Source organism: Curvibacter sp. Hmag1.1, assembly GCF_059769165.1.
In genome coordinates this window covers 758,552-781,018 of sequence record NZ_JBMBGX010000002.1, presented here as the reverse complement: position 1 = coordinate 781,018, position 22,467 = coordinate 758,552, and the positions used below count along the sequence as shown (strand labels likewise).

The 22,467-nt window shown below is 61.0% G+C and carries 22 protein-coding genes; 19 read left to right on the top strand and 3 right to left on the bottom strand.

Annotated features, from left to right (window positions below; genetic code table 11):
- Positions 1–49 precede the first annotated feature (49 nt).
- The 17 genes from ACOAP0_RS04155 (at position 50) to ACOAP0_RS04075 (ending at position 16,928) form a co-directional block, all read left to right on the top strand.
- Positions 50–1,306: a lipoprotein-releasing ABC transporter permease subunit gene (locus ACOAP0_RS04155; protein WP_498375470.1), complete on the top strand. Its 1,257-nt coding sequence runs from the start codon at positions 50–52 to the stop codon at positions 1,304–1,306.
- Between the two features lie 94 nt (positions 1,307–1,400).
- Positions 1,401–2,069 (top strand): lipoprotein-releasing ABC transporter ATP-binding protein LolD, encoded by a 669-nt coding sequence (lolD, locus tag ACOAP0_RS04150; protein WP_498376098.1) that lies wholly within the window; start codon positions 1,401–1,403, stop codon positions 2,067–2,069.
- Between the two features lie 119 nt (positions 2,070–2,188).
- Positions 2,189–3,397 carry an ABC transporter substrate-binding protein gene (locus ACOAP0_RS04145; protein ID WP_498375471.1) on the top strand — a complete coding sequence of 403 codons (1,209 nt, stop codon included), beginning with the start codon at positions 2,189–2,191 and terminating at the stop codon, positions 3,395–3,397.
- Positions 3,398–3,413: 16 nt separating this feature from the next.
- On the top strand, positions 3,414–4,259 hold the full coding sequence (locus ACOAP0_RS04140) for a TatD family hydrolase (RefSeq protein WP_498375472.1): 846 nt from the start codon (positions 3,414–3,416) through the stop codon (positions 4,257–4,259).
- 6 nt (positions 4,260–4,265) lie between these two features.
- Positions 4,266–5,024, top strand: coding sequence for a class I SAM-dependent methyltransferase (locus ACOAP0_RS04135; RefSeq protein WP_498375473.1), 759 nt, complete (start codon positions 4,266–4,268; stop codon positions 5,022–5,024).
- Positions 5,021–6,808, top strand: a complete 1,788-nt coding sequence (gene tfpB, locus ACOAP0_RS04130; RefSeq protein WP_498375474.1) for a type IV pilus assembly ATPase TfpB — start codon at positions 5,021–5,023, stop codon at positions 6,806–6,808. The genes ACOAP0_RS04135 and tfpB overlap by 4 nt, the downstream gene beginning before the upstream one ends.
- A gap of 49 nt (positions 6,809–6,857) precedes the next feature.
- Complete coding sequence (locus tag ACOAP0_RS04125; protein ID WP_498375475.1) at positions 6,858–7,346, top strand: tripartite tricarboxylate transporter TctB family protein; 489 nt, start codon at positions 6,858–6,860, stop codon at positions 7,344–7,346.
- A 23-nt stretch (positions 7,347–7,369) separates the two neighbouring features.
- The gene (locus ACOAP0_RS04120) at positions 7,370–8,881 is read left to right on the top strand and encodes a tripartite tricarboxylate transporter permease (protein ID WP_313866265.1); all 1,512 of its coding nucleotides are present in this window, start codon (positions 7,370–7,372) and stop codon (positions 8,879–8,881) included.
- 170 nt (positions 8,882–9,051) lie between these two features.
- On the top strand, positions 9,052–9,504 hold the full coding sequence (locus tag ACOAP0_RS04115) for a DUF4864 domain-containing protein (RefSeq protein WP_498375476.1): 453 nt from the start codon (positions 9,052–9,054) through the stop codon (positions 9,502–9,504).
- A gap of 81 nt (positions 9,505–9,585) precedes the next feature.
- Entirely contained in the window at positions 9,586–10,878 is a 1,293-nt protein-coding gene (locus ACOAP0_RS04110; protein WP_498375477.1) for a DUF3422 family protein, read from the top strand.
- Between the two features lie 148 nt (positions 10,879–11,026).
- Positions 11,027–11,590, top strand: coding sequence for an alkyl hydroperoxide reductase subunit C (gene ahpC / locus ACOAP0_RS04105; protein ID WP_087494620.1), 564 nt, complete (start codon positions 11,027–11,029; stop codon positions 11,588–11,590).
- Between the two features lie 169 nt (positions 11,591–11,759).
- Complete coding sequence (gene ahpF / locus ACOAP0_RS04100; RefSeq protein WP_498375478.1) at positions 11,760–13,316, top strand: alkyl hydroperoxide reductase subunit F; 1,557 nt, start codon at positions 11,760–11,762, stop codon at positions 13,314–13,316.
- A gap of 99 nt (positions 13,317–13,415) precedes the next feature.
- Complete coding sequence (locus ACOAP0_RS04095; protein WP_498375479.1) at positions 13,416–14,198, top strand: hypothetical protein; 783 nt, start codon at positions 13,416–13,418, stop codon at positions 14,196–14,198.
- A 42-nt stretch (positions 14,199–14,240) separates the two neighbouring features.
- Positions 14,241–14,888: a dihydrofolate reductase family protein gene (locus ACOAP0_RS04090; protein WP_498375480.1), complete on the top strand. Its 648-nt coding sequence runs from the start codon at positions 14,241–14,243 to the stop codon at positions 14,886–14,888.
- A 32-nt stretch (positions 14,889–14,920) separates the two neighbouring features.
- Positions 14,921–15,385 (top strand): hypothetical protein, encoded by a 465-nt coding sequence (locus tag ACOAP0_RS04085; RefSeq protein WP_498375481.1) that lies wholly within the window; start codon positions 14,921–14,923, stop codon positions 15,383–15,385.
- Positions 15,386–15,489: 104 nt separating this feature from the next.
- Positions 15,490–16,443 (top strand): tRNA dihydrouridine synthase, encoded by a 954-nt coding sequence (locus ACOAP0_RS04080; protein ID WP_498376099.1) that lies wholly within the window; start codon positions 15,490–15,492, stop codon positions 16,441–16,443.
- Positions 16,440–16,928, top strand: a complete 489-nt coding sequence (locus tag ACOAP0_RS04075; protein WP_498375482.1) for a GNAT family N-acetyltransferase — start codon at positions 16,440–16,442, stop codon at positions 16,926–16,928. The genes ACOAP0_RS04080 and ACOAP0_RS04075 overlap by 4 nt, the downstream gene beginning before the upstream one ends.
- A gap of 54 nt (positions 16,929–16,982) precedes the next feature.
- Here the strand turns inward: ACOAP0_RS04075 and ACOAP0_RS04070 are convergent, their stop codons facing one another.
- On the bottom strand, positions 16,983–17,837 hold the full coding sequence (locus tag ACOAP0_RS04070; RefSeq protein WP_498391321.1) for an NUDIX hydrolase: 855 nt from the start codon (positions 17,835–17,837) through the stop codon (positions 16,983–16,985).
- Positions 17,838–17,956: 119 nt separating this feature from the next.
- Here ACOAP0_RS04070 and ACOAP0_RS04065 point away from each other — a divergent pair, with 119 nt between their 5' ends.
- The gene (locus ACOAP0_RS04065) at positions 17,957–18,874 is read left to right on the top strand and encodes an SDR family oxidoreductase (protein WP_498375483.1); all 918 of its coding nucleotides are present in this window, start codon (positions 17,957–17,959) and stop codon (positions 18,872–18,874) included.
- Positions 18,875–18,892: 18 nt separating this feature from the next.
- Here the strand turns inward: ACOAP0_RS04065 and ACOAP0_RS04060 are convergent, their stop codons facing one another.
- The gene (locus ACOAP0_RS04060; protein ID WP_498375484.1) at positions 18,893–20,110 is read right to left on the bottom strand and encodes a GGDEF domain-containing protein; all 1,218 of its coding nucleotides are present in this window, start codon (positions 20,108–20,110) and stop codon (positions 18,893–18,895) included.
- 166 nt (positions 20,111–20,276) lie between these two features.
- On the opposite strand from ACOAP0_RS04060, the gene gshA reads away from it, so the two are divergent.
- On the top strand, positions 20,277–21,815 hold the full coding sequence (gene gshA, locus ACOAP0_RS04055; protein ID WP_498375485.1) for a glutamate--cysteine ligase: 1,539 nt from the start codon (positions 20,277–20,279) through the stop codon (positions 21,813–21,815).
- A 7-nt stretch (positions 21,816–21,822) separates the two neighbouring features.
- Here the strand turns inward: gshA and ACOAP0_RS04050 are convergent, their stop codons facing one another.
- Positions 21,823–22,392, bottom strand: coding sequence for a hypothetical protein (locus ACOAP0_RS04050; RefSeq protein WP_498375486.1), 570 nt, complete (start codon positions 22,390–22,392; stop codon positions 21,823–21,825).
- Positions 22,393–22,467 lie beyond the last annotated feature (75 nt).

Genomic DNA, 22,467 nt, shown 5'->3' with positions numbered 1-22,467 from the left:
TCCTGCATGGATGCCACAATCCGCCGGTTGAAGCACTTTGTAACCTTCCATGCAACTCCCTTTTGAGCTGACGATTGGCTGGCGCTATACCCGCGCCGGTCGCGCCACCCGGCGTAACGGCTTTATCTCTTTCATCTCCGGCGTGTCCATGCTGGGCATTTCGCTGGGCGTTGCCGCCCTGATCATCGTGCTCAGCGTGATGAACGGCTTTCAGAAAGAAGTGCGCGACCGCATGCTCGGTGTGGTATCCCATATCGAGGTGTATGCCGCTGATGGGCAAGCCTTGCCCAATGTGGCGACCACCATGGCCCAAGCCAAAGAGAATCCTCAGGTCATAGGCGCGGCCCCCTTTATTGCGGCGCAAGCACTGATCGCGCGCGGGGAAGAAATGAAGGGCGCCATGGTGCGCGGCATAGACCCGGCCCTGGAGCCCCAGGTGAGCGACTTTGCCACCGGCGCCCAGCAGGAGGCACTGGCCTGGCTGGTGCCCGGCGAGTTCGGGGTGGTGCTGGGCGGCGAGCTGGCCCGCAGCATGGGTGTGCGGGTGGGCGACAAGGTCACCCTGGTGGCGCCTAATGGGCAAGTTACACCGGCCGGTGTGGTGCCACGCTTGAAGCAAATGACGGTGGTGGGCACCTTCGATTCCGGCCACTACGAATACGACTCGGCGCTGGCCCTTTTGCATTGGGAAGATGCCGCCCGCATCTTCCGGCTCGAGGGCCCCAGCGGTGTGCGCCTCAAACTCAAGGACCTGCACCAAGCGCGTGAGGTGGCCGACCAGCTCGCCCGTAGCCTCAGTGGCGACCTGGTGCTGCGCGACTGGACGCGCCAGAACCGAAGCTGGTTTGCGGCTGTGCAAGTCGAAAAACGCATGATGTTCATCATCCTCACCCTCATCGTGGCAGTGGCTGCGTTCAACCTCGTATCCACCTTGGTGATGACGGTGACGGACAAGCGCGCCGATATTGCCATCCTGCGCACGCTTGGCGCGAGCCCGGGCAGCATCATGGGCATTTTTGTGGTGCAGGGTGCCATGGTGGGCGTGATCGGCACCTTGGCCGGTCTGTTGCTGGGGCTGGGCGTGGCTTTCAATATCGATGTGATCGTGCCCGCGCTGGAGCAGGCGCTGGGTGCGAGCTTTCTGCCCAAAGACATTTACCTGATCAGCCGCATGCCGAGCGAGCCGCAGCAGGGTGACATCGTCCCGATTGCCGTGATCTCCTTGTTGATGGCCTTTGTGGCCACCCTGTACCCGAGCTGGCGCGCCAGCCGCGTGAACCCGGCGGAGGCCTTGCGTTATGAATAAGCCCGTGTCATCGGTAGAACAAGCACTGGCTGCGGCCCAGTACCAGCAGGTGGCGGAGTTGACGGCTCCCGTCCCAGTTGTCCCTGGCGGTGAGGTGGTGCTGCAAGCACGCGGCCTGACCAAACGCTTTGAAGAAGGCCGCCTGGACGTGACCGTGCTGCAAGGCGTGGACTTGCAGGTGCACCGCGGCGAAACGCTGGCGATTGTGGGCGCCTCCGGCTCCGGCAAAAGCACCTTGCTGCATCTCATGGGCGGGCTGGACGCGCCCAGTAGCGGCAAGGTGGAGCTGCTGGGCCAGTCGCTGGCCAGCCTTACGGCCGCTGAGCAAGGGCGCTTGCGCAACCAACACCTTGGTTTTGTCTACCAGTTTCACCACTTGTTGCCTGAGTTCAGCGCGCTGGACAATGTGGCCATGCCATTGACAATTCGGCGTCTGGCGCCCGCCGAATGTGCGCAAGCAGCTATGAAAATGCTAGCGCTGGTGGGGCTGGAGCACCGCCTGCACCACCGCCCGGCCGAACTCTCGGGCGGGGAGCGCCAGCGTGTGGCGATCGCCCGTGCACTGGTCACCCGGCCCGACTGCGTGCTCGCCGACGAGCCCACCGGCAATCTGGACCGCAGCACGGCAGACGGCGTGTTTGAGCTCATGCTCCAGCTGGCGCGCGAGCAGGGCACCGCGTTTGTGCTGGTCACGCACGATGCTACGCTGGCGGCGCGCTGCAGCCGGCAGCTCAAGCTGGTCTCCGGCCGTCTGGTGGACTAATTTGCAGGCTTGCAATTTGCTGACGTAACCGGTTTTTCCCCTGTGCTTCTGAGGGTTCACGCGCATACGCGCTTCAATCCGCCCGGCCTATGCTCCCGCCACATTTGCCGGGGGACACTATGAAACAACGTTGGAAGCGGCAGGCACTGATCTGCGTGGCGGTGGTTGCATGTTTGTGGGGTGCGAGGTCTGAGGCTGATACGCCCAAACCTTTGCGCATAGGCCTGATCGGTCCGTTCAGCGGGCCGTCTTCGGACTTTGGCATTCCCATGATGAACGGCGCCAAACTGGCTGTGGATGAAATCAATGCCGCCGGCGGCTACCTTGGCCGGCCGATTGAGCTGGTGATCAAGGACGACACAGCCAACCCGGATGTGGGTCTGCAGCTCTCGCAAGAGCTGATGCGTGAAGGTGTAGTGGCGACGGTGGGCTTTTGCAATACCGGCGTGGCCATGAAGTCGCTGGACGTGTACCAGCAAGCCCGTTCTCCCTTGATCGTGCCTTGCGCCACCGGCTCTCCCATCACCGCCAAGTTCCCGGCGCCGGACAGCTATATCTTCCGCACCTCGGCACGCGATGCCATCCAGGCCCCGTTCGTGGTGAACGACATCGTGTCCCGCGGCTGGAACCGGGTGGCCATCCTGGCCGACAAAACCGCCTACGGAGAAGGAGGCATGAACGACGTGACCAAAGCGCTGGCGGCCAAACAGTTGACGCCGGTGTACGTGGGCCGCTTCGACACGGGAGTCAAAGACTTGCAAGCCGAGCTCAAGGCTGCGCAGGCCGCCGGTGCGAATGTGGTGTTCAGCTACACCGTAGGTCCAGAGAACGCTGTCATTGCCAAAGGCCGCCAAGCCCTGAAGTGGAATGTGCCGCAGGTGGGGGCCTGGCCTCTGTCTTTCCCGTTCTTTATCGACGGGGCCAAGGATGCCGCCGAAGGCGCACTCATGGCCCAGACTTTTATTGCCGAGCCCAGCAATGAGCGACGCATCGCATTTTTGACCGCCTGCAACCGCAAGTACGGCACCAAGAAGATTGCTGTGCCCATGGCCGCCGCGCAGGCCTATGACTCGGTCTACCTGCTTGCGTACGGGATACTGTCCATCCGCAATGGCGATCTGTCAGGGCCATCGGTCAAGATGGCGCTGGAGAACATTCCCCGGGTGTATTACGGGGTGACGGCTACCCACGAGCGGCCCTTCAGCAAGGACGACAAAGATGCCATCACCAGCAACATGCTGGTGATGGGCCTGATCAAAAACGGGGCCGTCACCTTCGCGTATCCTGAAGACCGCACCCGTAATCTTTTCGTTCAACGCAAGCAATGACCTTTTCCGGAGTTCCATGCGCTGGGTAGATACCCATGTCCACCTTGATGCGCCCGAGTTTGATGCTGACCGCAGCGCGGTGCGGCAGAAAGCCCGTCATGCCGGTGTAGCACATTGCGTGATACCGGCAGTGGAGCGCAGCAACTTCGATACCGTCCGCACGCTGGCCCACGCAGAAGGCGACAGCTATTGCCTTGGTATCCATCCTTTGTATGTAGCCGGTGCACAAGATGCGGACCTGGTCGCGCTGGACGAAGCACTCACGGCGCATGCCGCCGACCCGCGGCTGGTGGCGGTAGGCGAGATTGGGCTGGATTACTTTGTGCCCGCCCTGTGCAAAAGCCCCTTGCGCGAGCGACAGGAGTCCATCTACCGTCAGCAGCTCAAGCTGGCCCGCAAACATGGTCTGCCCGTAGTGCTGCATGTGCGCAAATCGTCTGACCGGGTGCTCAAGCACCTGCGTGAAGTCGCCGGCCCGAACGGCCGCTGGCAGGGCATAGCCCATGCTTTCAATGGGAGCGAGGTGCAGGCCGCGGAATTTATCAAGCTCGGGTTCAAGCTGGGGTTTGGCGGCGCGGTTACGTTCGACCGCGCGCTGCAACTGCGCCATCTGGCCAAAACGCTGCCGCTGGACGCCTTGGTGCTGGAGACCGATGCGCCCGATATCCAGCCGCATTGGATATACACCACCGCAGAGCAGCGGGCCGCCGGCCATCCGCAAGGCCGCAATGCACCGGCCGAGCTGCCCCGCATTGCTGAATGCATCGCAGAGATCAGAGGCATCAGCGTGGACGCATTGGCTGCGGGAGCTTTACACAACAGCCTGCAAGCCCTGCCGAAGCTGGTGGCGCTGCTGGTATAAATCCCCATGGCAAGAAAAGCACCGATTACCCTCCCCGAAGTCAATTTCTCTGAAGAAGGCCCCATCCGTCATCTGCACCTGGGCAGTGAATGGATACAAGGCTCCATGCTGGTCGATGCACCCACGGTGCTGGTGCATGAATATATCCAGCGCATGATGGCCTGGATGCTGTTCATGGACCCCCACACCTTGAACAAGCGTCAAGCGTTGCAACTGGGCTTGGGCGCAGGTTCGCTCACCAAGTTCTGTCACAAAGAACTCAAGATGAAAACCACCGCCATTGAACTCAACCCGCAGGTGCTGCACGCCTGCCGCGGCTGGTTCAAGCTGCCGGCCGACAACAGCCGCATGCAGGTGGTTCTGGCCGATGCGTCGGAAGAAATCAAGCAGGACAAATGGCTGGGCGCTGTAGACGCCTTGCAGGTCGATCTGTACGACGAAGAGGCCGCTGCCCCCGTGCTCGACAGCGCCGAGTTTTACGCCAATTGCCGCGCCACTCTGACCGAAGAAGGCTGCATGACCGTCAACCTGTTCGGTCGCTCGTCCAGCTTTGACAACAGTGTCGACAAAATTGCCGAGGCCTTTGGTGAAGAAGCCATCTGGGCCTTCAAGGCCACCCGCGAAGGCAACACGGTGGTCATGGCCCAGCGCACGCCCAGCCGCCCCAAACGTGCCTTGATGCTGGAGCGCGCAGAGTTCATTCAAAGCGAGTGGGGCCTTCCTGCCGACAAGTGGGTCCGCGTTTTCAAACCGGTGAAGTCATGAGCCCCCATTCCAAAAAGTTGCCCACCTCGCAAACCTACAACGGCTCGCTGGATTGGCGCCTGCTGGTCGAATGGCTCAAGCAAGACAAAGTCATTTCCGAAGATGAGGCGGTGCGTACGATTGCGCGCTGCTCCCAAGCAGAAAGCGCGCAGCATCCGCTGGTGCGACTGGCTGCGGTATCCATGCGGCGCGCAGCGGACCAAAAGCCTTTGGATATCGAGATATTGACCCAATGGCTTTCGTTGCGCGCCGGGCTGGACTATTTGCGGATTGACCCGCTCAAGGTCGATGTGGGCAAGGTGGCCGACGCCATGGGCGCAGCCTACGCTGAGCGGCACAAGATATTGCCGGTGGTGGTCACGCCCAGTGAAATCACGGTGGCCACGGCCGAGCCATTCATCACCGATTGGGTGTCCGAAGTGGAGCGCCAGAGCCGCCGCAGCGTCAAGCGCGTGGTGGCCAGTCCGCAGGAGATCACCCGCTACACCGCCGAGTTTTATGCGCTGGCCAAGAGCGTGCGCGCCGCCAGCAAATCCGGCGTGAACAACGGTGCCAGCTTTGAACAGCTGGTGGAGCTGGGCAAGAGCAACAAGCAACTCGACGCCAACGACCAGGGTGTGGTGCAGGTGGTGGACTGGCTGTGGCAATACGCCTTCGACCAGCGTGCCAGTGACATCCACTTGGAGCCCCGGCGCGAGCAGGGCGTGATCCGCTTCCGTATCGACGGTGTGCTGCACCCGGTGTACCAAATGCCCATGGGCGTGCTCAATGCCATGACGGCGCGTATCAAGCTGTTGGGCCGCATGGACGTGATTGAAAAGCGCCGCCCGCAGGACGGCCGCATCAAGACGCGCAACCCGCGTGGCGATGAAATTGAAATGCGTATCTCTACCTTGCCCACGGCGTTTGGCGAGAAGATGGTGATGCGTATTTTTGACCCCGACAACGCAGTCAAAGACCTGGACGCCTTGGGCTTCAGCAGCCACGACGCCACCCGTTGGGAACAGCTGGTGAAGCGTCCTCACGGCATCATTTTGGTGACCGGCCCTACGGGCTCCGGCAAGACCACCACGCTGTACTCCACCCTCAAGCGTGTGGCTACCGAAGAGGTGAACGTGAGCACGGTGGAAGACCCTATCGAAATGATTGAGCCGTCTTTCAACCAGACGCAAGTGCAGCCGCAGCTGGACTTCGGTTTCCCGCAGGGCCTGCGCGCTCTGATGCGGCAGGACCCGGACATCATCATGGTGGGAGAAATCCGCGACTTGGAGACGGCTGAAATGGCGGTGCAGGCCGCACTGACCGGCCACTTGGTGTTTTCCACGCTTCACACGAACGACGCGCCCTCTGCCGTAACGCGCTTGATGGAGTTGGGCATCCCCCCGTATCTCATCAACGCCACACTCCTGGGGGTGTTGGCGCAGCGCTTGGTGCGCACGCTGTGCAAGCAATGCAAGGTGCGCGACGAAGAAGCCACGCGCGAGGCCCTGAGTGACATGGTCAAGCCTTGGCAGATCAACGGTGGCTACAAGCCGTACAAGGCGGTGGGCTGTGTGGATTGCCGCATGACCGGCTACATGGGGCGCATGGGTTTATACGAATTGCTTGTGGTCACAGACGGGTTCAAATCGCGGGTCAGTGGCGAGCCGGGCATTGACGCCCTGCGCCGTCAGGCGGTCACAGACGGAATGCGTCCCCTGCGCCTCGCGGGGGCACTACGTGTGTCCGAAGGGCTCACGGTGATGGAGGAAGTCATGTCCGCCACGCCACCACTCACCGGCTAAGCCCGCGGATCATGCAAAATAGTTACTATTTATAACTAGGAGACAAACAGTGAATATAAAAAGTCAAAAAGACTTCTTCTCGGGCCTAATGTTCATGGGCGTAGGCGTTGCCTTCGCTTGGGGCGCCAGCACCTACACCATCGGCAATGGCGCCCGCATGGGCCCCGGCTACTTCCCGCTGGTACTCGGCGTGTTGCTGGCCATTCTGGGCATTGCCATCACTTTCACTGCCCTGGTGGTGGAAACTGAAGACGGCGACAAGGTAGGCAAGTTCGCCTGGAAGCCCCTGTTCTTCATCATTGCTGCCAACCTGGTGTTCGGTGCATCCATCGGCGGCCTGCCCTTGATTGGCTTGAAGCCCCTGGGCCTGATCGTGGGCATCTATCTGCTCACCTACATCGCCAGCCACGCAGGTGAAGAACACAACTTCAAGGAAGTCGCCGTACTGGCCACCATCCTGGCGCTCTTGAGCTACGTGGCCTTCATCGTTCTCCTCAAGCTGCAGTTCCCCGTTTGGCCTGCTTACTTCACTGCTTAATCACCGCCTACTGAGACTGCAACATGGAACTCTTTGAACACCTCTCCTTAGGTTTCGGTGTGGCCTTCACCGGCCAGAACCTGATTTATGCCTTCATCGGCTGTCTGCTGGGTACGTTGATCGGGGTACTCCCCGGCATCGGCCCCTTGGCCACCATTGCCATGCTGCTGCCAGCGACCTATGCGCTCCCGCCGGTAGCTGCCTTGATCATGCTGGCCGGTATTTACTACGGTGCCCAGTACGGTGGATCGACTACTGCCATTCTGGTGAACCTGCCCGGCGAGTCTTCGTCGGTGGTGACCGTCATTGACGGTTACCAGATGGCCCGTAACGGACGCGCAGGTCCTGCACTGGCTGCAGCAGGCTTGGGTTCTTTCTTTGCCGGTTGCGTGGGTACCTTGATCCTGGCGGCCTTTGCAGGCCCCTTGACCGAGCTGGCCTTCAAGTTCGGCCCTGCCGAATACTTCAGCCTGATGATTCTGGGCTTGATCGGTGCGGTGGTGCTGGCCTCAGGCTCCCTGCTCAAGGCCATTGCCATGATCGTGTTGGGTCTCTTGCTGGGCATGGTGGGCACGGATGTGAACTCCGGTGTGGCCCGTTTCAGCTTTGATATCCCTGAGCTCACCGACGGTATCGGCTTCATCGTGATCGCCATGGGCGTGTTCGGCTACGGCGAGATCATCAGCAACCTGGCCAAGAGCGAGAGTGAACGTGAAGTCTTCTCGGCTTCTGTGTCCGGTCTCTTGCCTACCAAACAGGACTTCAAGGACATGTTCCCCGCCGTGTTGCGTGGTACCGCTCTGGGTTCGGTGCTGGGTATCTTGCCCGGTGGTGGTGCGGTGATGGCGGCCTTTGCGGCCTACACCCTGGAGAAGAAGACCAAGCTGCGTCCCGGTGAAGTTCCTTTCGGCAAGGGCAACATCCGTGGTGTGGCCGCTCCCGAGTCGGCGAACAATGCAGGTTCGCAAACGTCTTTCATTCCCTTGCTGACCCTGGGTATCCCACCGAATGCGGTGATGGCTTTGATGGTGGGTGCGATGACCATCCACAACATCCAGCCCGGACCGCAGGTGATGACAAGTAACCCCGAGCTCTTCTGGGGTCTGATTGCTTCCATGTGGATCGGCAACCTGATGCTGGTGATCCTGAACCTGCCTTTGATCGGTATCTGGATCAAGCTCTTGACCGTGCCTTACCGCTGGTTGTTCCCTTCTATCGTGCTGTTCTGTGCGATCGGGGTGTATTCGACCAACAACAACACCTTCGATATCTGGATGGTGGGTCTGTTCGGGGTGATCGGTTATCTGTTCATCAAGCTGGGGACGGAGCCTGCACCGCTGCTTCTGGGTTTCATTCTGGGGCCGATGATGGAGGAGTATCTGCGCCGGGCGCTTCTGCTCTCCCGTGGGGACTGGAGTGTGTTCGTCACACGACCGCTCTCAGCCAGCCTGTTGGTGGCGGCTCTGGCTCTCTTGGTGGTGGTGATGCTGCCTTCCATCAAGGCCAAGCGGGAAGAGGCGTTTGTGGAGGATTGATTTGCTCTGAAACGCTTTCCAGCAAAAGGCACCTTCGGGTGCCTTTTTTCATGGGGCCAGGAAGTGCCCTAACGTTTCACTGGGTTAAGCCACCGCGCAGGTACTGCAAGGAAAGCACAGGAATAGACTGGTCCCACCGGTTACCGGCATCCTTCCTGGCAGGGGGTTCTATGGCTAACAGCGTGATCCGTTTTCTTCGTTCTGTGTCCCGCGCGGTAGCGCTATGGGTTTTGTTTGCTTTGAGTAGTGCGCTACCTGCGCACGCCGAGGCTGACAAAAACGAAACCGCAGTGATCACGGTCATCCAGCAACAGTTGGACGCATTTGCTGCGGACGATGCCGAGCAGGCGTTCAAATACGCAGCCCCCGGCATCAAAGCCATGTCGGGCAACGCGCAGAACTTCATGGCTCTTGTGAAGACCCGCTACAGCGTGGTTTACCGCAACTCCAATGCTGCATTCCTGAAGCCTGTGATCCATGGCAAGGCTGCTCTCGTGAGGGTGCGCCTCACCGATGAGAACGGCGTGAATTGGATGGCGGCCTACACCCTGGAGCTACAAAAAAACAAGGAATGGCTGATCAGCGGCTGCCAACTTCAAGGCGAGCAGGGTACTTTCGTGTGAATTTATGCGGGGGCTAGTGCCTCCTTCGGGGCTCTATGATCCGGTAACGCTGCAATGCAGCATGCCTTCATCGAAGCCGCCATGACACAGCTACCTCCCCAGCACCGCCTGCGCCTTTCGCTGCACAACGAAGTGCATGCCCGCCCGCCCGAACCCATGGGCATGCCCATGGCGCTTTCGCATGTCGTCATGGCCTGCAACACCGAGCAGCGCGATGCCAGCCGCGCGCACATGGCTGCATTGGCACGCGACCACCACCTGCCGGCGCCAGAGGAAGGCTCCATCCATATGCGCATGGATTTCGGCCCCTTCAAAGTGCGCTGGGAACTGCACACCGAGTTTGTGACCTGGACTTTCATGCGCAGCATTGCCGCCCAGGGCGGCACGGAGCGGGACCCTGAAGTCGCGCTGGACGCAGTGCCCCAACAGTGGTTTGCCGAGCTGCCCGGCGAGTGCTTGGCGTGCCTGCACTTGTGGGTGTTGCCCGCCAAGGAAGAAACCGTGATGCCGTGGCTGCGCCATGTGCTGCACGAAGAAACGCTGGTGGCCTCCACGGTGGCCGATGGCTTGGGCGAGGTGTACACCGACTTTTCGGTGCATGCCGATGGCTTCTCTCGCATGGTGCTACTGGCCGGTGGCATGACGCCACGCCGCTTGGGTCGCTTGGTGCAGTGCCTGCTGGAAATCGAGACCTATCGCATGGCCGCCTTGCTGGGCCTGCCCGCAGCGCGCGAAGCCTCGCACGTGCTGGCCAGCGCGGAACGTGAACTTGCGGAATTGGCCGAAGCCATACGCTCCGCCACCCGCAATGACGAACCCATGTTGCTAGACCGGCTGACCCGCCTGGCAGGGCAAGTGGAGAGCCAGCACGCTGCCACCCATTCGCGCTTTTCGGCCAGTGCGGCCTACTTTGAATTGGTGGACAAGCGTATTGAAGACATTGCCGAGTCGCGCCTGGCGGGCATGCAAACCATCCGTGAATTCATGGACCGGCGCCTCACCCCCGCGCGCAGCACCTGTGCGTGGTCCAGCCGGCGGCAGGATGCTCTGTCGCAGCGCGTGTCCCGCATCAGCAACCTGCTGCGTACGCGGGTGGAGATCGAGCAGCAGCAAAGCAGCCAGGCGCTCCTGGCCACCATGAACACCCGCCAGGGCCTGCAGCTGCAGTTGCAGTCCACCGTGGAGGGGCTTTCGGTTGCGGCCATCACCTACTACATCGTCGGTCTGGTGAGCTACATGGCCAAGGCGGCCTCTCACCACGGTTGGCCCTTGAGCCCTGAGATAACGGCTGCAGCCGCCATTCCGGTGGTGGCAGGCAGCGTTTGGTGGTCTTTGCGGCGCTTGCACCACCGGCTGTTCACATCGGTGTCATAAGCCCATGGAAGATTCCTATGGGGTGTGGGGCAGGCTTATAGGTTTTGCCAATCTACTCCATTGGATCAATCAACCCTGAACATGGCAAAGAAGGCCTAAGATTCACCCCGTTCACTTCACGAACAACCTATTTCTACAGGAAGTCACCATGTCTTTGATCAACACGCAAATCCAAGCTTTCAAGAACGAAGCTTTCCACAACGGCAAGTTCGTCACCGTGTCCAACGAGTCCATCAAGGGCAAGTGGAACGTGTTCATTTTCATGCCTGCCGCTTTCACCTTCAACTGCCCCACCGAAGTGGAAGACGCAGCTGACAACTACGCTGAATTCCAAAAGGCCGGTGCCGAGGTTTACATCGTGACCACCGACACCCACTTCGCACACAAGGTGTGGCACGAAACCTCCCCCGCAGTGGGCAAGGCCAAGTTCCCCCTGATCGGCGACCCCACACACGCCCTGACACGCGCTTTTGACGTGCATATCGACGAAGAAGGCCTGGCACTGCGCGGCACCTTCATCATCAACCCAGAAGGTCAGATCAAGACCATGGAAGTGCACTCCAACGAGATCGCACGTGACGTCAAGGAAACCCTGCGCAAGCTCAAGGCTGCCCAGTACACCGCCGCTAACCCCGGCCAAGTGTGCCCAGCCAAGTGGAACGAAGGCTCCAAGACCATCACTCCTTCCCTGGACCTGGTCGGCAAGATCTAAGCCAACGGCTCTCAAGGTGGAGCGCCCGGTGCGCTCCCCCGGCCGGACAGCGTCCTTGTGCATGTGCGCGAGGCCGTCCGGCTTTTTTTTACCCGAAATATGGCTCTAGCGCCCATAAAACCGGCGCGAACAGCTACGAAATTGATAGTAAGTAAGACGAGGAATCACCATGCTTGACGACACACTCAAATCCCAGCTCGGCGCCTACCTGGAACGCGTGACGCTACCGATCGAGATCGTGGCGTCCCTCGGTGAGGACGACAATTCGGTGGAAATGCGCGACCTGCTGCAAACCATCCAGAGCTTGCGTGCCGACAAAATCTCGGTCGCCTACGACGGCACCGATGCCCGCAAACCCTCTTTCAGCCTCAAGCGCGGTGGCACTGACACCAGCCTGCGCTTTGCCGGCTTGCCTTTGGGCCACGAATTCACCTCGCTGGTGCTGGCCCTGCTGTGGACCGGCGGCCACCCGCCCAAGGTCGAACAAGACGTGATCGACCAGATCAAAGGCCTGGACGGCGACTTCAATTTCGAGGTCTACATGTCCCTGACCTGCCACAACTGCCCGGACGTGGTGCAGGCCCTGAGCCTCATGGCCATCCTGAACCCCAAGGTCAAAACCACCGTGATCGAAGGCGGCGCCTTCCAGGAGGAAATCAACGCCCGCGAAATCATGGCGGTGCCCAGCGTCTACCTGAACGGCGCGCTCTTCGGCAACGGCCGCATGCTGGTCGAAGAAATTGTGGCCAAGCTCGACACCGGCGCGGCCGACAAAGACGCTGCCAAGTTGAGTGCCAAAGAAGCGTTTGACGTGCTCATTGTCGGCGGTGGCCCCGCAGGTGCGGCTGCTGCGGTGTACGCCGCCCGCAAAGGCATTCGCGTGGGTGTGGCGGCCGAGCGCTTTGGCGGCCAGACCAACGACACCATGGCCATTGAGAACTACCCCTCGGTGCAAGAAACCGATGGCCCCAAGTTCGCCGCCGCCCTGGAAGCCCAGACCCGCTCGTACGGCGTGGACATCATGAACCTGCAGCGCGCCGACAAAATCGTGCCCGCCGCGGAAGCCGGTGGCTTGACTGAAGTGGTGTTGGCCAACGGCGGCACGCTCAAGGCCAAGACGGTGATCTTGTCCACCGGCGCCCGCTGGCGCAATGTAAACGTGCCCGGCGAAGCCGAGTACAAAAACAAAGGCGTGGCTTACTGCCCGCACTGCGACGGCCCCTTGTTCAAGGGCAAAGACGTGGCGGTGATTGGCGGGGGCAACTCCGGCATCGAAGCCGCTATCGACCTGGCCGGCGTGGTGAAGTACGTGACCGTGATTGAGTTTGCCGACCAACTGAAAGCCGACGCCGTGCTGGTCAAAAAGCTGCACAGCCTGCCCAACGTGACCGTGCACACCAACGCCCAAACCACCGAGATCACCGGTGCCGACGGCAAGGTCAACGGCCTCAAGTACAAAGACCGCGCCACTGGCGTGGAGCACCATGTGGCGCTGGAAGGCGTGTTTGTGCAAATCGGCCTGGTGCCCAACACCGAGTTCCTGAAGGGCGTGGTGGACCTGAGCAAGTTCGGCGAAATCGTGGTGGACGCCAAGGGCCACACCAACGTGCCCGGCGTGTTTGCCGCAGGTGACTGCACCACCGTGCCCTACAAGCAAATCGTGATTGCAGCCAGCGAAGGCTCCAAGGCCGCGCTGAGTGCGTTTGATCACTTGATTCGGCACTGAGTCTTAGAGCCAGTGTTTGAATGAAAAGGGCGCAGCGGCGCCCTTTTTTATTGCGTTCCCACGGTGATATAAATTTCGCCTGAGGGAGTGGCTACGACAATGGAGACCGACAAGAACTCGACATGGCATTCTGAGAATGAAGCTGAGACTGATGTCAAGAAATATGTACCTAATGAAGTTCCGCTAAAAGAGCGCTGGTTCAATTTGCTATCTTCAGTTGTACTCCTCTCCTATGGGACTTATGGGGTTTGGATCAACGATCTCTACATTCCTGCCAAAAGAGGCGGTGGCGTCCATCTTCATGATCTCCCTGCGTGGGTCATGTTCGCGGCGTTCTTTAGCGCTGTTGTCGTCATGATTTCCGAGTGCATCGATCATTACGACAGGCGTAACAACGAAATCAGATATCAGTGGTTTGCTCGTGTAGTAAAGCTGGTTGGATGGTGCTTTTTTTGTCTTTCGTTCAGCATTCAGGTTTCGGGCTACGTAGGCGGATTGAAGGGGCTCGGACTTATGTCGGCAGTCTTCTCTGTGTCTATGGCTTTTGTATGCTGGCTTGGCTTTATGTTTTTGAAAAGAGACAGGGAAAATATTGCTCGGATAGCGGATTGGAGAACCGATGAAACCACGGCGCTGGCTATGACGAGTGGCTATCCCGGAGCTGAGCGATTTCATAACAAAGCTGAAACCATGCAGTACACAGAGGAACCCCGCTATAACGAAAGCACGCTCCAGTCTTTGGTGATTAAACGGATACTGAGAAACGCTTCTGGCGACTATTTCTTTTGGATGTGGAGCTCAGATAGTCCGCAGTACTTGAAGCAAATCACCCAAGTAAATGCAAAGATTCTTTTGAAGCAGAAATATGCAGAGCCCAAATAGCGCTAATCCGCGCTGAGTAACACTTCTATAGTGAGATTCCCCATGCCCAAACTCCGCGTAGAAAGTTTCACCATCTCCCTCGACGGCTTCGGTGCCGGGCCTGACCAGGATTTGAACAATCCTCTGGGCATTGGCGGCACGACCTTACACGGCTGGGCGATTCCTACCAAGACGTTTCAGAAAAACCTGTTCGGCAACGACAGTGGTGAGACGGGGGTTGACGAAGACTTTGCGGCACGTGGCTTTCAGAATGTGGGCGCCTGGATTCTGGGGCGCAACATGTTCGGCCCGGTGCGCGGGCCATGGCCGGACGAGAGTTGGCGCGGGTGGTGGGGCGACAACCCGGTGTACCACGTGCCGGTGTTTGTGCTGACGCACCATGCGCGCCCACCGCTCGTCATGGAAGGTGGCACCACCTTCCACTTCGTGACCGAAGGCCCTGTGGTTGCGCTGGAGCGCGCCCGTGCGGCAGCGGGTGGCAAAGACGTGCGCGTGGGCGGTGGCGTCAACACCATTCAGCAATACCTGCGCCTCGGCTTGATTGACGAGATGCACATTGCCATTTCGCCCGTGCTGTTGGGCGCTGGCGAGCGGCTGTTTGAGGGCGTAGACCTGCCTGCATTGGGTTACACCTGCACGCAGCATGTGGCGTCAGCCCGGGCGACGCACATCGTGTTGTCCAAGCAGTGAGCTGGCCTGTGGCGCGCTTGGGTCCAAGTGCAATGGTTCTGCTGCTGCCGGCCTTCAGCATCGCAGCACCCACCCATTGCACGCCCGCCGAAGAGGTGGTGTTCAGCTGCCAGCTGCAGCGCACGGCCAAGGTGGTGTCGGTGTGTGCGTCGCCGCGCTTGCTGGCCAGCCCAAGCAAGGGCTATCTGGTCTACCGCTTTGGCAAGCTGGGGGCTGTGGAACTGCAATTTCCCAAAGACAAGGCGGGCTCGCCCGCCAAGTTTGTGCACTCGCATTACTTTCGCGCCCAGACGGACCGCACGCAGCTGCGGTTCACCTCGGGCGATTTCATCTATGAGCTGTTTGACGAATACGAGCAGGGCGCAAAGCCGCCCAGCGCGGTGGGCGTTCGGGTCATCCAAGAACGCACGGGGCAGGTCACCCAGCTGGCCTGCGGCAAGGGCGTGACCGCGCACTGGAACCTGATTGACGGCGCTGTACCCGTGAATGACGACTAACGCCACGCGCAGGCCCGAAATTGGAATGCGGTGACAATGCGCCCCTGATTCCCCCAGAGCCGCATCTCACCATTCCAGTGCCCGTACGTATCTACCTCGCCCCCATGGAGGGGCTTCTCGACTTTGTGTTGCGCGACATCCTGACCCGTGTGGGTGGGGTGGAGAAGTGCGTGTCGGAGTTCATTCGCATCACCCACTCGCTGATGTCTGAGAAGGCGCTCCTTCGTACCGTGCCCGAGCTGGAGTTCGGCGCGCGCACCTTTGCAGGCGTGCCGGTGTGGCCGCAGCTGCTAGGGTCGGATGCACCCTGCATGGCCGAGAACGCAGCGCGCCTGGCCGAAATGGGCTCGCCCGGCATTGACCTGAACTTCGGCTGCCCGGCCAAGGTGGTCAACCGCCATGGCGGTGGCGCCACGCTGCTGCAAGACCCCGAGATTCTTCACACCATCGTGGCCGCCGTGCGCGCAGCGGTGCCGGCCCAGATTCCCGTGACCGCCAAGATGCGCTTGGGCTACAACGACGACAGCCTGGCCCTGGACTGCGCCCGTGCACTGGAGGCCGGGGGTGCTGCCGAGATCGTGGTGCACGCCCGCACCAAGGCCCAGGGTTACCGCCCACCCGCCTACTGGGACCGCGTGGCCGATGTGCGGGGTGCGGTGCAGGTGCCGGTGGTGGTGAATGGTGAAATCTGGAACGTGCAAGACGCCCAGGCCGCCGTGTCGCAAAGCGGTTGCAACGCGCTGATGCTGGGCCGCGGCATTGTGGCCCGCCCGGCTCTGGCCCGCAGCATTCTGGCGGCCATGGGCACCGCAGAGGGCAGCATGGCCCAGCCGGGGGACGACTGGACGTGGCAAGACCTGGGCCCGCTGATGCACGCTTTCTGGCAAGTGGCCAGCACGCGCCTGGAGCAAAAGCAGCAGGCCGGTCGTGTGAAGCAGTGGCTCAACCTGCTGCGCCGCCACTACCCTGAAGCGCAGGTCGCGTTTGACGAAATGCGCACGCTGGTCAAGCCCAGCGATGTGGATGCATGGATACGCAGTAGAGTCCCGCAGATATGAATATTCATCTCGGTTACCGCCCCGGTTGTATCGGCCGCATCGTCGAGTTGCACGCCGGCTACTACGCCCGCACCGCAGGCTTTGGTGTTTCCTTTGAAGCCAAGGTGGCCTCTGGCTTGGCGGCGTTTTGCGTGGACTACCAAGAGGGCCGCGATGGCCTCTGGCTGGCCGAGCAAAACGAGGTGATTCACGGCTCCATTGCCATCGATGGGTCGCACCACGAAACCAAGGGTGCGCATTTGCGCTGGTTCATCACCTCAGTCGCTTCACGTGGCCAAGGCATAGGCTCGCAGTTGCTGACGGCTGCGCTGGAGTTTTGCGCGCAGCGGGGCTACCGGCAGGTGCACCTGTGGACGTTTGAAGGGCTGCTGGCGGCCCGACATTTGTATGAGAAACATGGCTTTGAACTAGCCCAAAGCCAGCCGGGGTCCCAATGGGGCAAAGAAGTGACCGAGCAGCTGTTTATAAAGAAAATAGGCCTCTAGCGCCCGTGGAATATGCGCGAGCAGCTTCTGATTTTGTAGCAATCTGCGCGGCACTCAACTCCACAAACTCTCCAGCGGGCCTTCGGGCACAAAGCGCTTGTTGCGCACCACCATGCGGGTAGGGCCGGGTAGGGCGCGCGCTTGCACCGAGTGGCGCGGGTCACCGGGGTAGCTGAGGATGACGGTGCCGTCTTCCTCAAAATTTTCAGGGCAGATGCAGGGTGGCACTTGTGCCCGGGCTGCAGTCATTGCCTCTGCCGCTGTGGTGTAACGTGCCAGGTGGCCGAGGCTCATGATCTGGGGCGGAGCCATTTCGATCTCGCCCCGGTGGTAGCGCTGCAGGGCTTCTACCGGCGGCAGCCAGATGCTGGCGGTGGTTTCATAGTTGTCGTGGCTGGCGATTTGGTCACTGGGGGCCAGTGCGAGGAAGAGGCGTGTGTCAAACCGCTTTTTACTCAGCGCCGCCATGCGGGGCGTGATCCAGCGGCTCCAGGGCACCAGTGCGCTGGCTGCAAGCTGAGCGGCAGACGCGTCCACCCAGGCCTGCCAGTCGGCACTTTGCAGGCTGGCCGGGCGGCGCTCGCCACGTGCCAAGAGCACACCGGCCTCTTCGTATAGCTCGCGCAGGGCCGCTACATACAAGCCGGCAGCCAACTCGGGGCTTTGGTCCGCCTCGCCCAGGCGCTGCGCCAAGGCGGTGGCCGGCTCGTCCAGAGCTGCCAGGGCGGCAGGGCTGCTGTCGTGCGCGTCCAGCTTGCCACCCGGGAACACATAGGCCTCGCCAAAGGTGTCTGAGAGGCCGCTGCGCTTCATCAAAAACACCTCGAGGCCGTGACGGGCATCGCGCAGCAGCACGACGGTGGAGGCATCGCGCGGCGTGCCGCTGGCGGGGGCGAGGGTGTCTTGCATGGGACTGTTATTTCTGTTTTGTTTTTTGGTGAGCAACTGCTTGAATTAAAGTACCTGCAGCTGACTGGGGGCCTACGGACTTGCCCTTGGTCGGAACCCACAACCCGAGGAGACGAGTCATGAATCTAGATTTCAAAGGCCGCGTGGCCATCGTAACGGGCGCAGGCGGCGGCTTGGGTCGCCAACATGCGTTGGCCCTGGCCGCACGCGGTGCCAAAGTGGTGGTGAACGACCTGGGCGGCGCGCGCGATGGCTCCGGTGGCTCGCTCTCCGCAGCCGAGTCCGTGGTGGCCGAAATTCGTGCGGCCGGTGGCGAGGCCATGGCCAATGGCGCATCGGTCACTGACTTTGAGGCCGTGCAGGCCATGGTGCAGCAGGCCATGGATGCCTGGGGCCGGGTAGACATATTGGTGAACAACGCCGGCATCCTGCGCGACAAGAGCTTCGCCAAGATGGAGATTGCCGATTTCCGCACCGTGGTGGACGTGCACCTCATGGGCGCAGTGCATTGCTGCAAGGCCGTGTGGCCCCACATGACCGAGCAAAAGTACGGTCGCATTCTCATGACCACCTCCAGCTCCGGCCTGTACGGCAACTTCGGCCAGAGCAACTATGGCGCTGCCAAGCTGGCGCTGGTGGGTTTGATGCAAACCCTGGCACTGGAGGGCGCCAAAAATAACATCCACGTCAACAGCCTGGCTCCCACGGCCGCCACCCGCATGACCGAAGGCTTGATGCCGCCCCAAGTGCTGGCAGCCCTCAAGCCCGAAGCCGTGGTGCCCGCCATGTTGGTGCTGGTGTCTGAGGACGCGCCCACCCGCACCACGCTGTGTGCTGGTGCCGGCAGCGTGGAGGCCGCGCACATCACGCTCACCCAAGGCGCGTGGATTGGGCTGGATGCGCAAGCGCCAGAAACTTTGGCCGCGAACCTGCGGCAAGTACTGGCCCGTGCTGGTGACATGGTGCCGGAGAGTGGCGCTGCGCAAGGCAGCCAGGAAGTGACTCGCGCTTTGTCCCACCTGGCCGGCAAGGCCTGAGCATGGAGCACGCTGCCCCTAGCGCAAGGGGGCAGCGGCGGTAGATGCAGTTGCAGAGTCCATCTCGGGCAGCATTTCGCCGTTGATGTGGGCCAGTGCGCGCTGCTCGGTCTCGTCCAGCACTTCCTGAGGGCGGGCGGTGCCTGGCACCAGCCGCGAGATGCCCACGCCGTATTGCGGTTGGAAGTGGTGCATGCCTGCACGCGGGTCAGACACCATGAGCGGCTTGTTGAGCAGGGCACGCATACGGAAGATCAGGCGGTCCACCTCTTTGGGGTTGGGGCCTGCCGATATGACCACCACAAAGCAGCGCGGGTGGTACAGCCCCACCACGTAGCGAAAACCCACTGCACGTCGCAAGCGCGCCGCCATGGCCGACAAAATTTGTTGGTCTACCGTGTGGCCGGCGGCCTCGCTCATGGAATAGAGGTTGCGCAAGTGCAGGGCCACCACAGTGCATTGGGCATGGGCACGCTCAGCGCGCCAGAGGGCGTCATCTACCTTGGCCAGTAGCACAGAGCCTGTGGGCAGGCCGGTGGCGCGGTCGAAACCCTTGTCGTCCCCTGCCAGCATCTTGAGCCTTCGGTTGTGCCGGTTGCGACGCGCCGTGAGGGTAATGCCCACCAGAAAGTGCGCCACGGTGCCTACCGCAATCAAGGCCTTGGCGGGCAGGCTGATGGCGTCTGGCCACAGTGCGCAGGCATACAGGCCCAGCACCATCACGCCCAGGAAAGCGCAGGCCAGCACCATCCAGCGGGCGAGGTCGTCACCCAGCATGCTGGCGCGCACACAAGCCTGAAAGGCCAGCAATACGCCCAGCGCACTCACGCAAGCAGATACCAGCAGCGGGTTCAAGCCCGACAGCTCCAGCCAGCCAGCGCCGACTATCGCCAAATAGCCCGACACCACTACCAGCAAGGTAGCGCCCCACATGATGGTGTTGTGCACCAGGCGGTCCACCAGCGCGACACCCAGCCACAAGCCGAGGTAGCGCAGCACCAGTGCGCCGCTCAAGGGCCCGAAGGTGGATTGCAGCAGCAACAGCGTATGGGCTTGCAAGCCCGGTATCAGGGTCATGGGCAGGCCCGACATCAGCACGCAGCTGCTGCCCATGACCAGCACATAAGCCAGCCCGCGCCAGGAGGCGATGGAGTTGTGGACCAGGATTTCGCTCAGGGCTCCGCAAGCCAGCGTGATCAAACCGCCCAGCATGCACGACCAGATAAAGACTTCCATGGCAACCATGCGCCCATTATTTATGTCTGGTCTGTAAATTGAAACCTTGAAAAACCCTGTATTTGCACCAAATGAAGGCCAATGCGAAGGGAAAGCCGGCGTCCTGCACGTTTCATCCGCCTGTGGTACCTTTGCGCCCCCGTCAAAAAGTTAAGGGCCATTGGTAATGGACAGAACACAAGAGGCCCTTAGTGCCCTGACCCCCGAGCGTCTGCGCGGCATTCGCCGGGGTCTCGAAAAAGAAAGCTTGCGCGCACTCCCCGGTGGCAGTTTGGCCATGACGCCGCATCCCCATGCAATGGGCTCGGCTTTGACGCATCCGCACATCACCACCGATTTCAGTGAGTCGCAGGTGGAGCTCATCACCGGCGTACACGCCCAACCTGAAGACTGCCTGCAAGAGCTCACCGATGTGCAGCGCTTCACCCTGCAAAGCATGGGCGAGGAGCGCCTCTGGGTGTCCAGCATGCCTTGTTGTCTTCCGGATGACGACGCCATTCCCCTGGGGCAATACGGCAGCTCCAACGTGGGCCGCTCTAAAACCGTGTACCGCATGGGCCTGGGCCACCGCTACGGGCGGCGCATGCAAACTATCTCGGGCATTCACTACAACTGGTCGTTGCCGGATGTGTCCAGCGAGGCCTACTTCGGCCTGATCCGCAACTTCCGTCGCCATGCGTTTTTGCTGCTGTATTTGTTCGGTGCATCACCGGCGGTGTGCTCCACCTTTGTGGCAGGTCGCCAGCACCAATTGCAGCCCCTGAGCGACGGCACCATGTATTTGCCCTATGCCACCTCCCTGCGTATGGGCCGGCTGGGCTACCAGAGCGATGCGCAATCGTCGCTCGCAGTGAGCTACAACAGCCTGGAGGGCTACGGCCATTCCTTGCAGGGTGCGCTCACGCAAGCCTACCCCGCCTACGAGGCTATCGGCGTGCAAGGCCCGGACGGTGAATACCGCCAGCTGGCGACCAGCTTGCTGCAAATCGAGAACGAGTTTTACGGCACCATCCGCCCCAAGCGGGTCACTTTTCCGGGCGAGCGCCCCCTGCACGCATTGCGCGAGCGCGGTGTGGAGTATGTGGAAGTGCGGCTGATGGACCTGGACCCCTTCGAGGTGGTGGGTATCAACAGCAGCACCATGCGCTTTCTGGATGTGTTCCTGTTGCACAGCCTGGCTGCAGCCAGCCCGGACGACACCCCTGCCGAGATTGCTGCCTTGGCCCGCAACCAGCAGGACGTGGCCGAGCGCGGCCGCCAACTCGGCTTGCAATTGCAACGCAACGGACAAGCAATATCGTTGGTGGACTGGGGGCGCGAGCTTCTGGCCCAGATGCAGCCGTTTGCGCAAGCGCTCGATGCTGCGCATGGCAACACTCTGTACACCCAAGCGTTGGCCCATGCGGTTATCGGCCTGGAGCAGCCGGACACACTGCCATCCGCCCGCGTGCTGCAAGCCATGCAGCAAGATCACCAAGGCTCGTTTGCGAAGTTTGTGTTGGCGCAAAGCAACCGCACCCGCGACGCCATGTTGGCGCAGCCTTTGGCGGCAGAGGTGCAGGCACAGTTTGAGCAGGAATCGGCGCAATCCTGGGAAGCCCAGCGCGCCATTGAGGCGGCAGACACCATGCCCTTTGGTGTCTACCTCAAGGAGTTTCTGGCACCCCACCGCTTGGTGGCGGGGCGCCGCACCGTGGCTGCCTAAACAGCTATTAAACGGCTACGGTTGCTTCAACAGCGGCTGCAGCCTTGCGCACGCGGGGCGCAGCCTTGCGGGCTGTCTTTTTCACAGCGCGCTTGGCGCCAGCCACTTTGGCCTTGACCTTGGAGCCTGCAATGCGGGCCACCAGATCGCCGCTCTTGGCTTCCAGCTTGGCAGCCACTTTGTTCACAGCCACCACAGCGGGCACGGCGGCGTTGGCCACAGTGCTCAGGGTGTTCAGGCCGGTGCTTTGCTTAAAGCGGGTGGCGTTTACGGCGGCTTGTTCCAAGCCCTTGCCGGCCAGCTCAACGGCTTTGTTGACAGCGGTGTCTGCGGTGTCGGTGGTCAAGGTGACGCCTTGCACGTAGTAGCCGGTGATTTTCTTCTGAGCGCTCAGGGCGTTGGTACGCACTTCGCTGCTGATGCGCTTGCCGGCTTTTTGCACGGCGGCAGACCAGGTCTTTTCCACGTAGCCGGCAGCGCGCTCGTTGCCCAGGCGGTAGGCGTTGATCACGTTCTTGGCCGTGTTGCCGTAGCTGGCGATCAGGTCATTGGTAGCGCTGGTGAGGGTGGTGCTCATGGAAAACTCCTGTGGAAAGATGAATCAATAGGTCTATGGCTGGATTCTCAAGAAGCCCCCTAGTGAAGACACCTT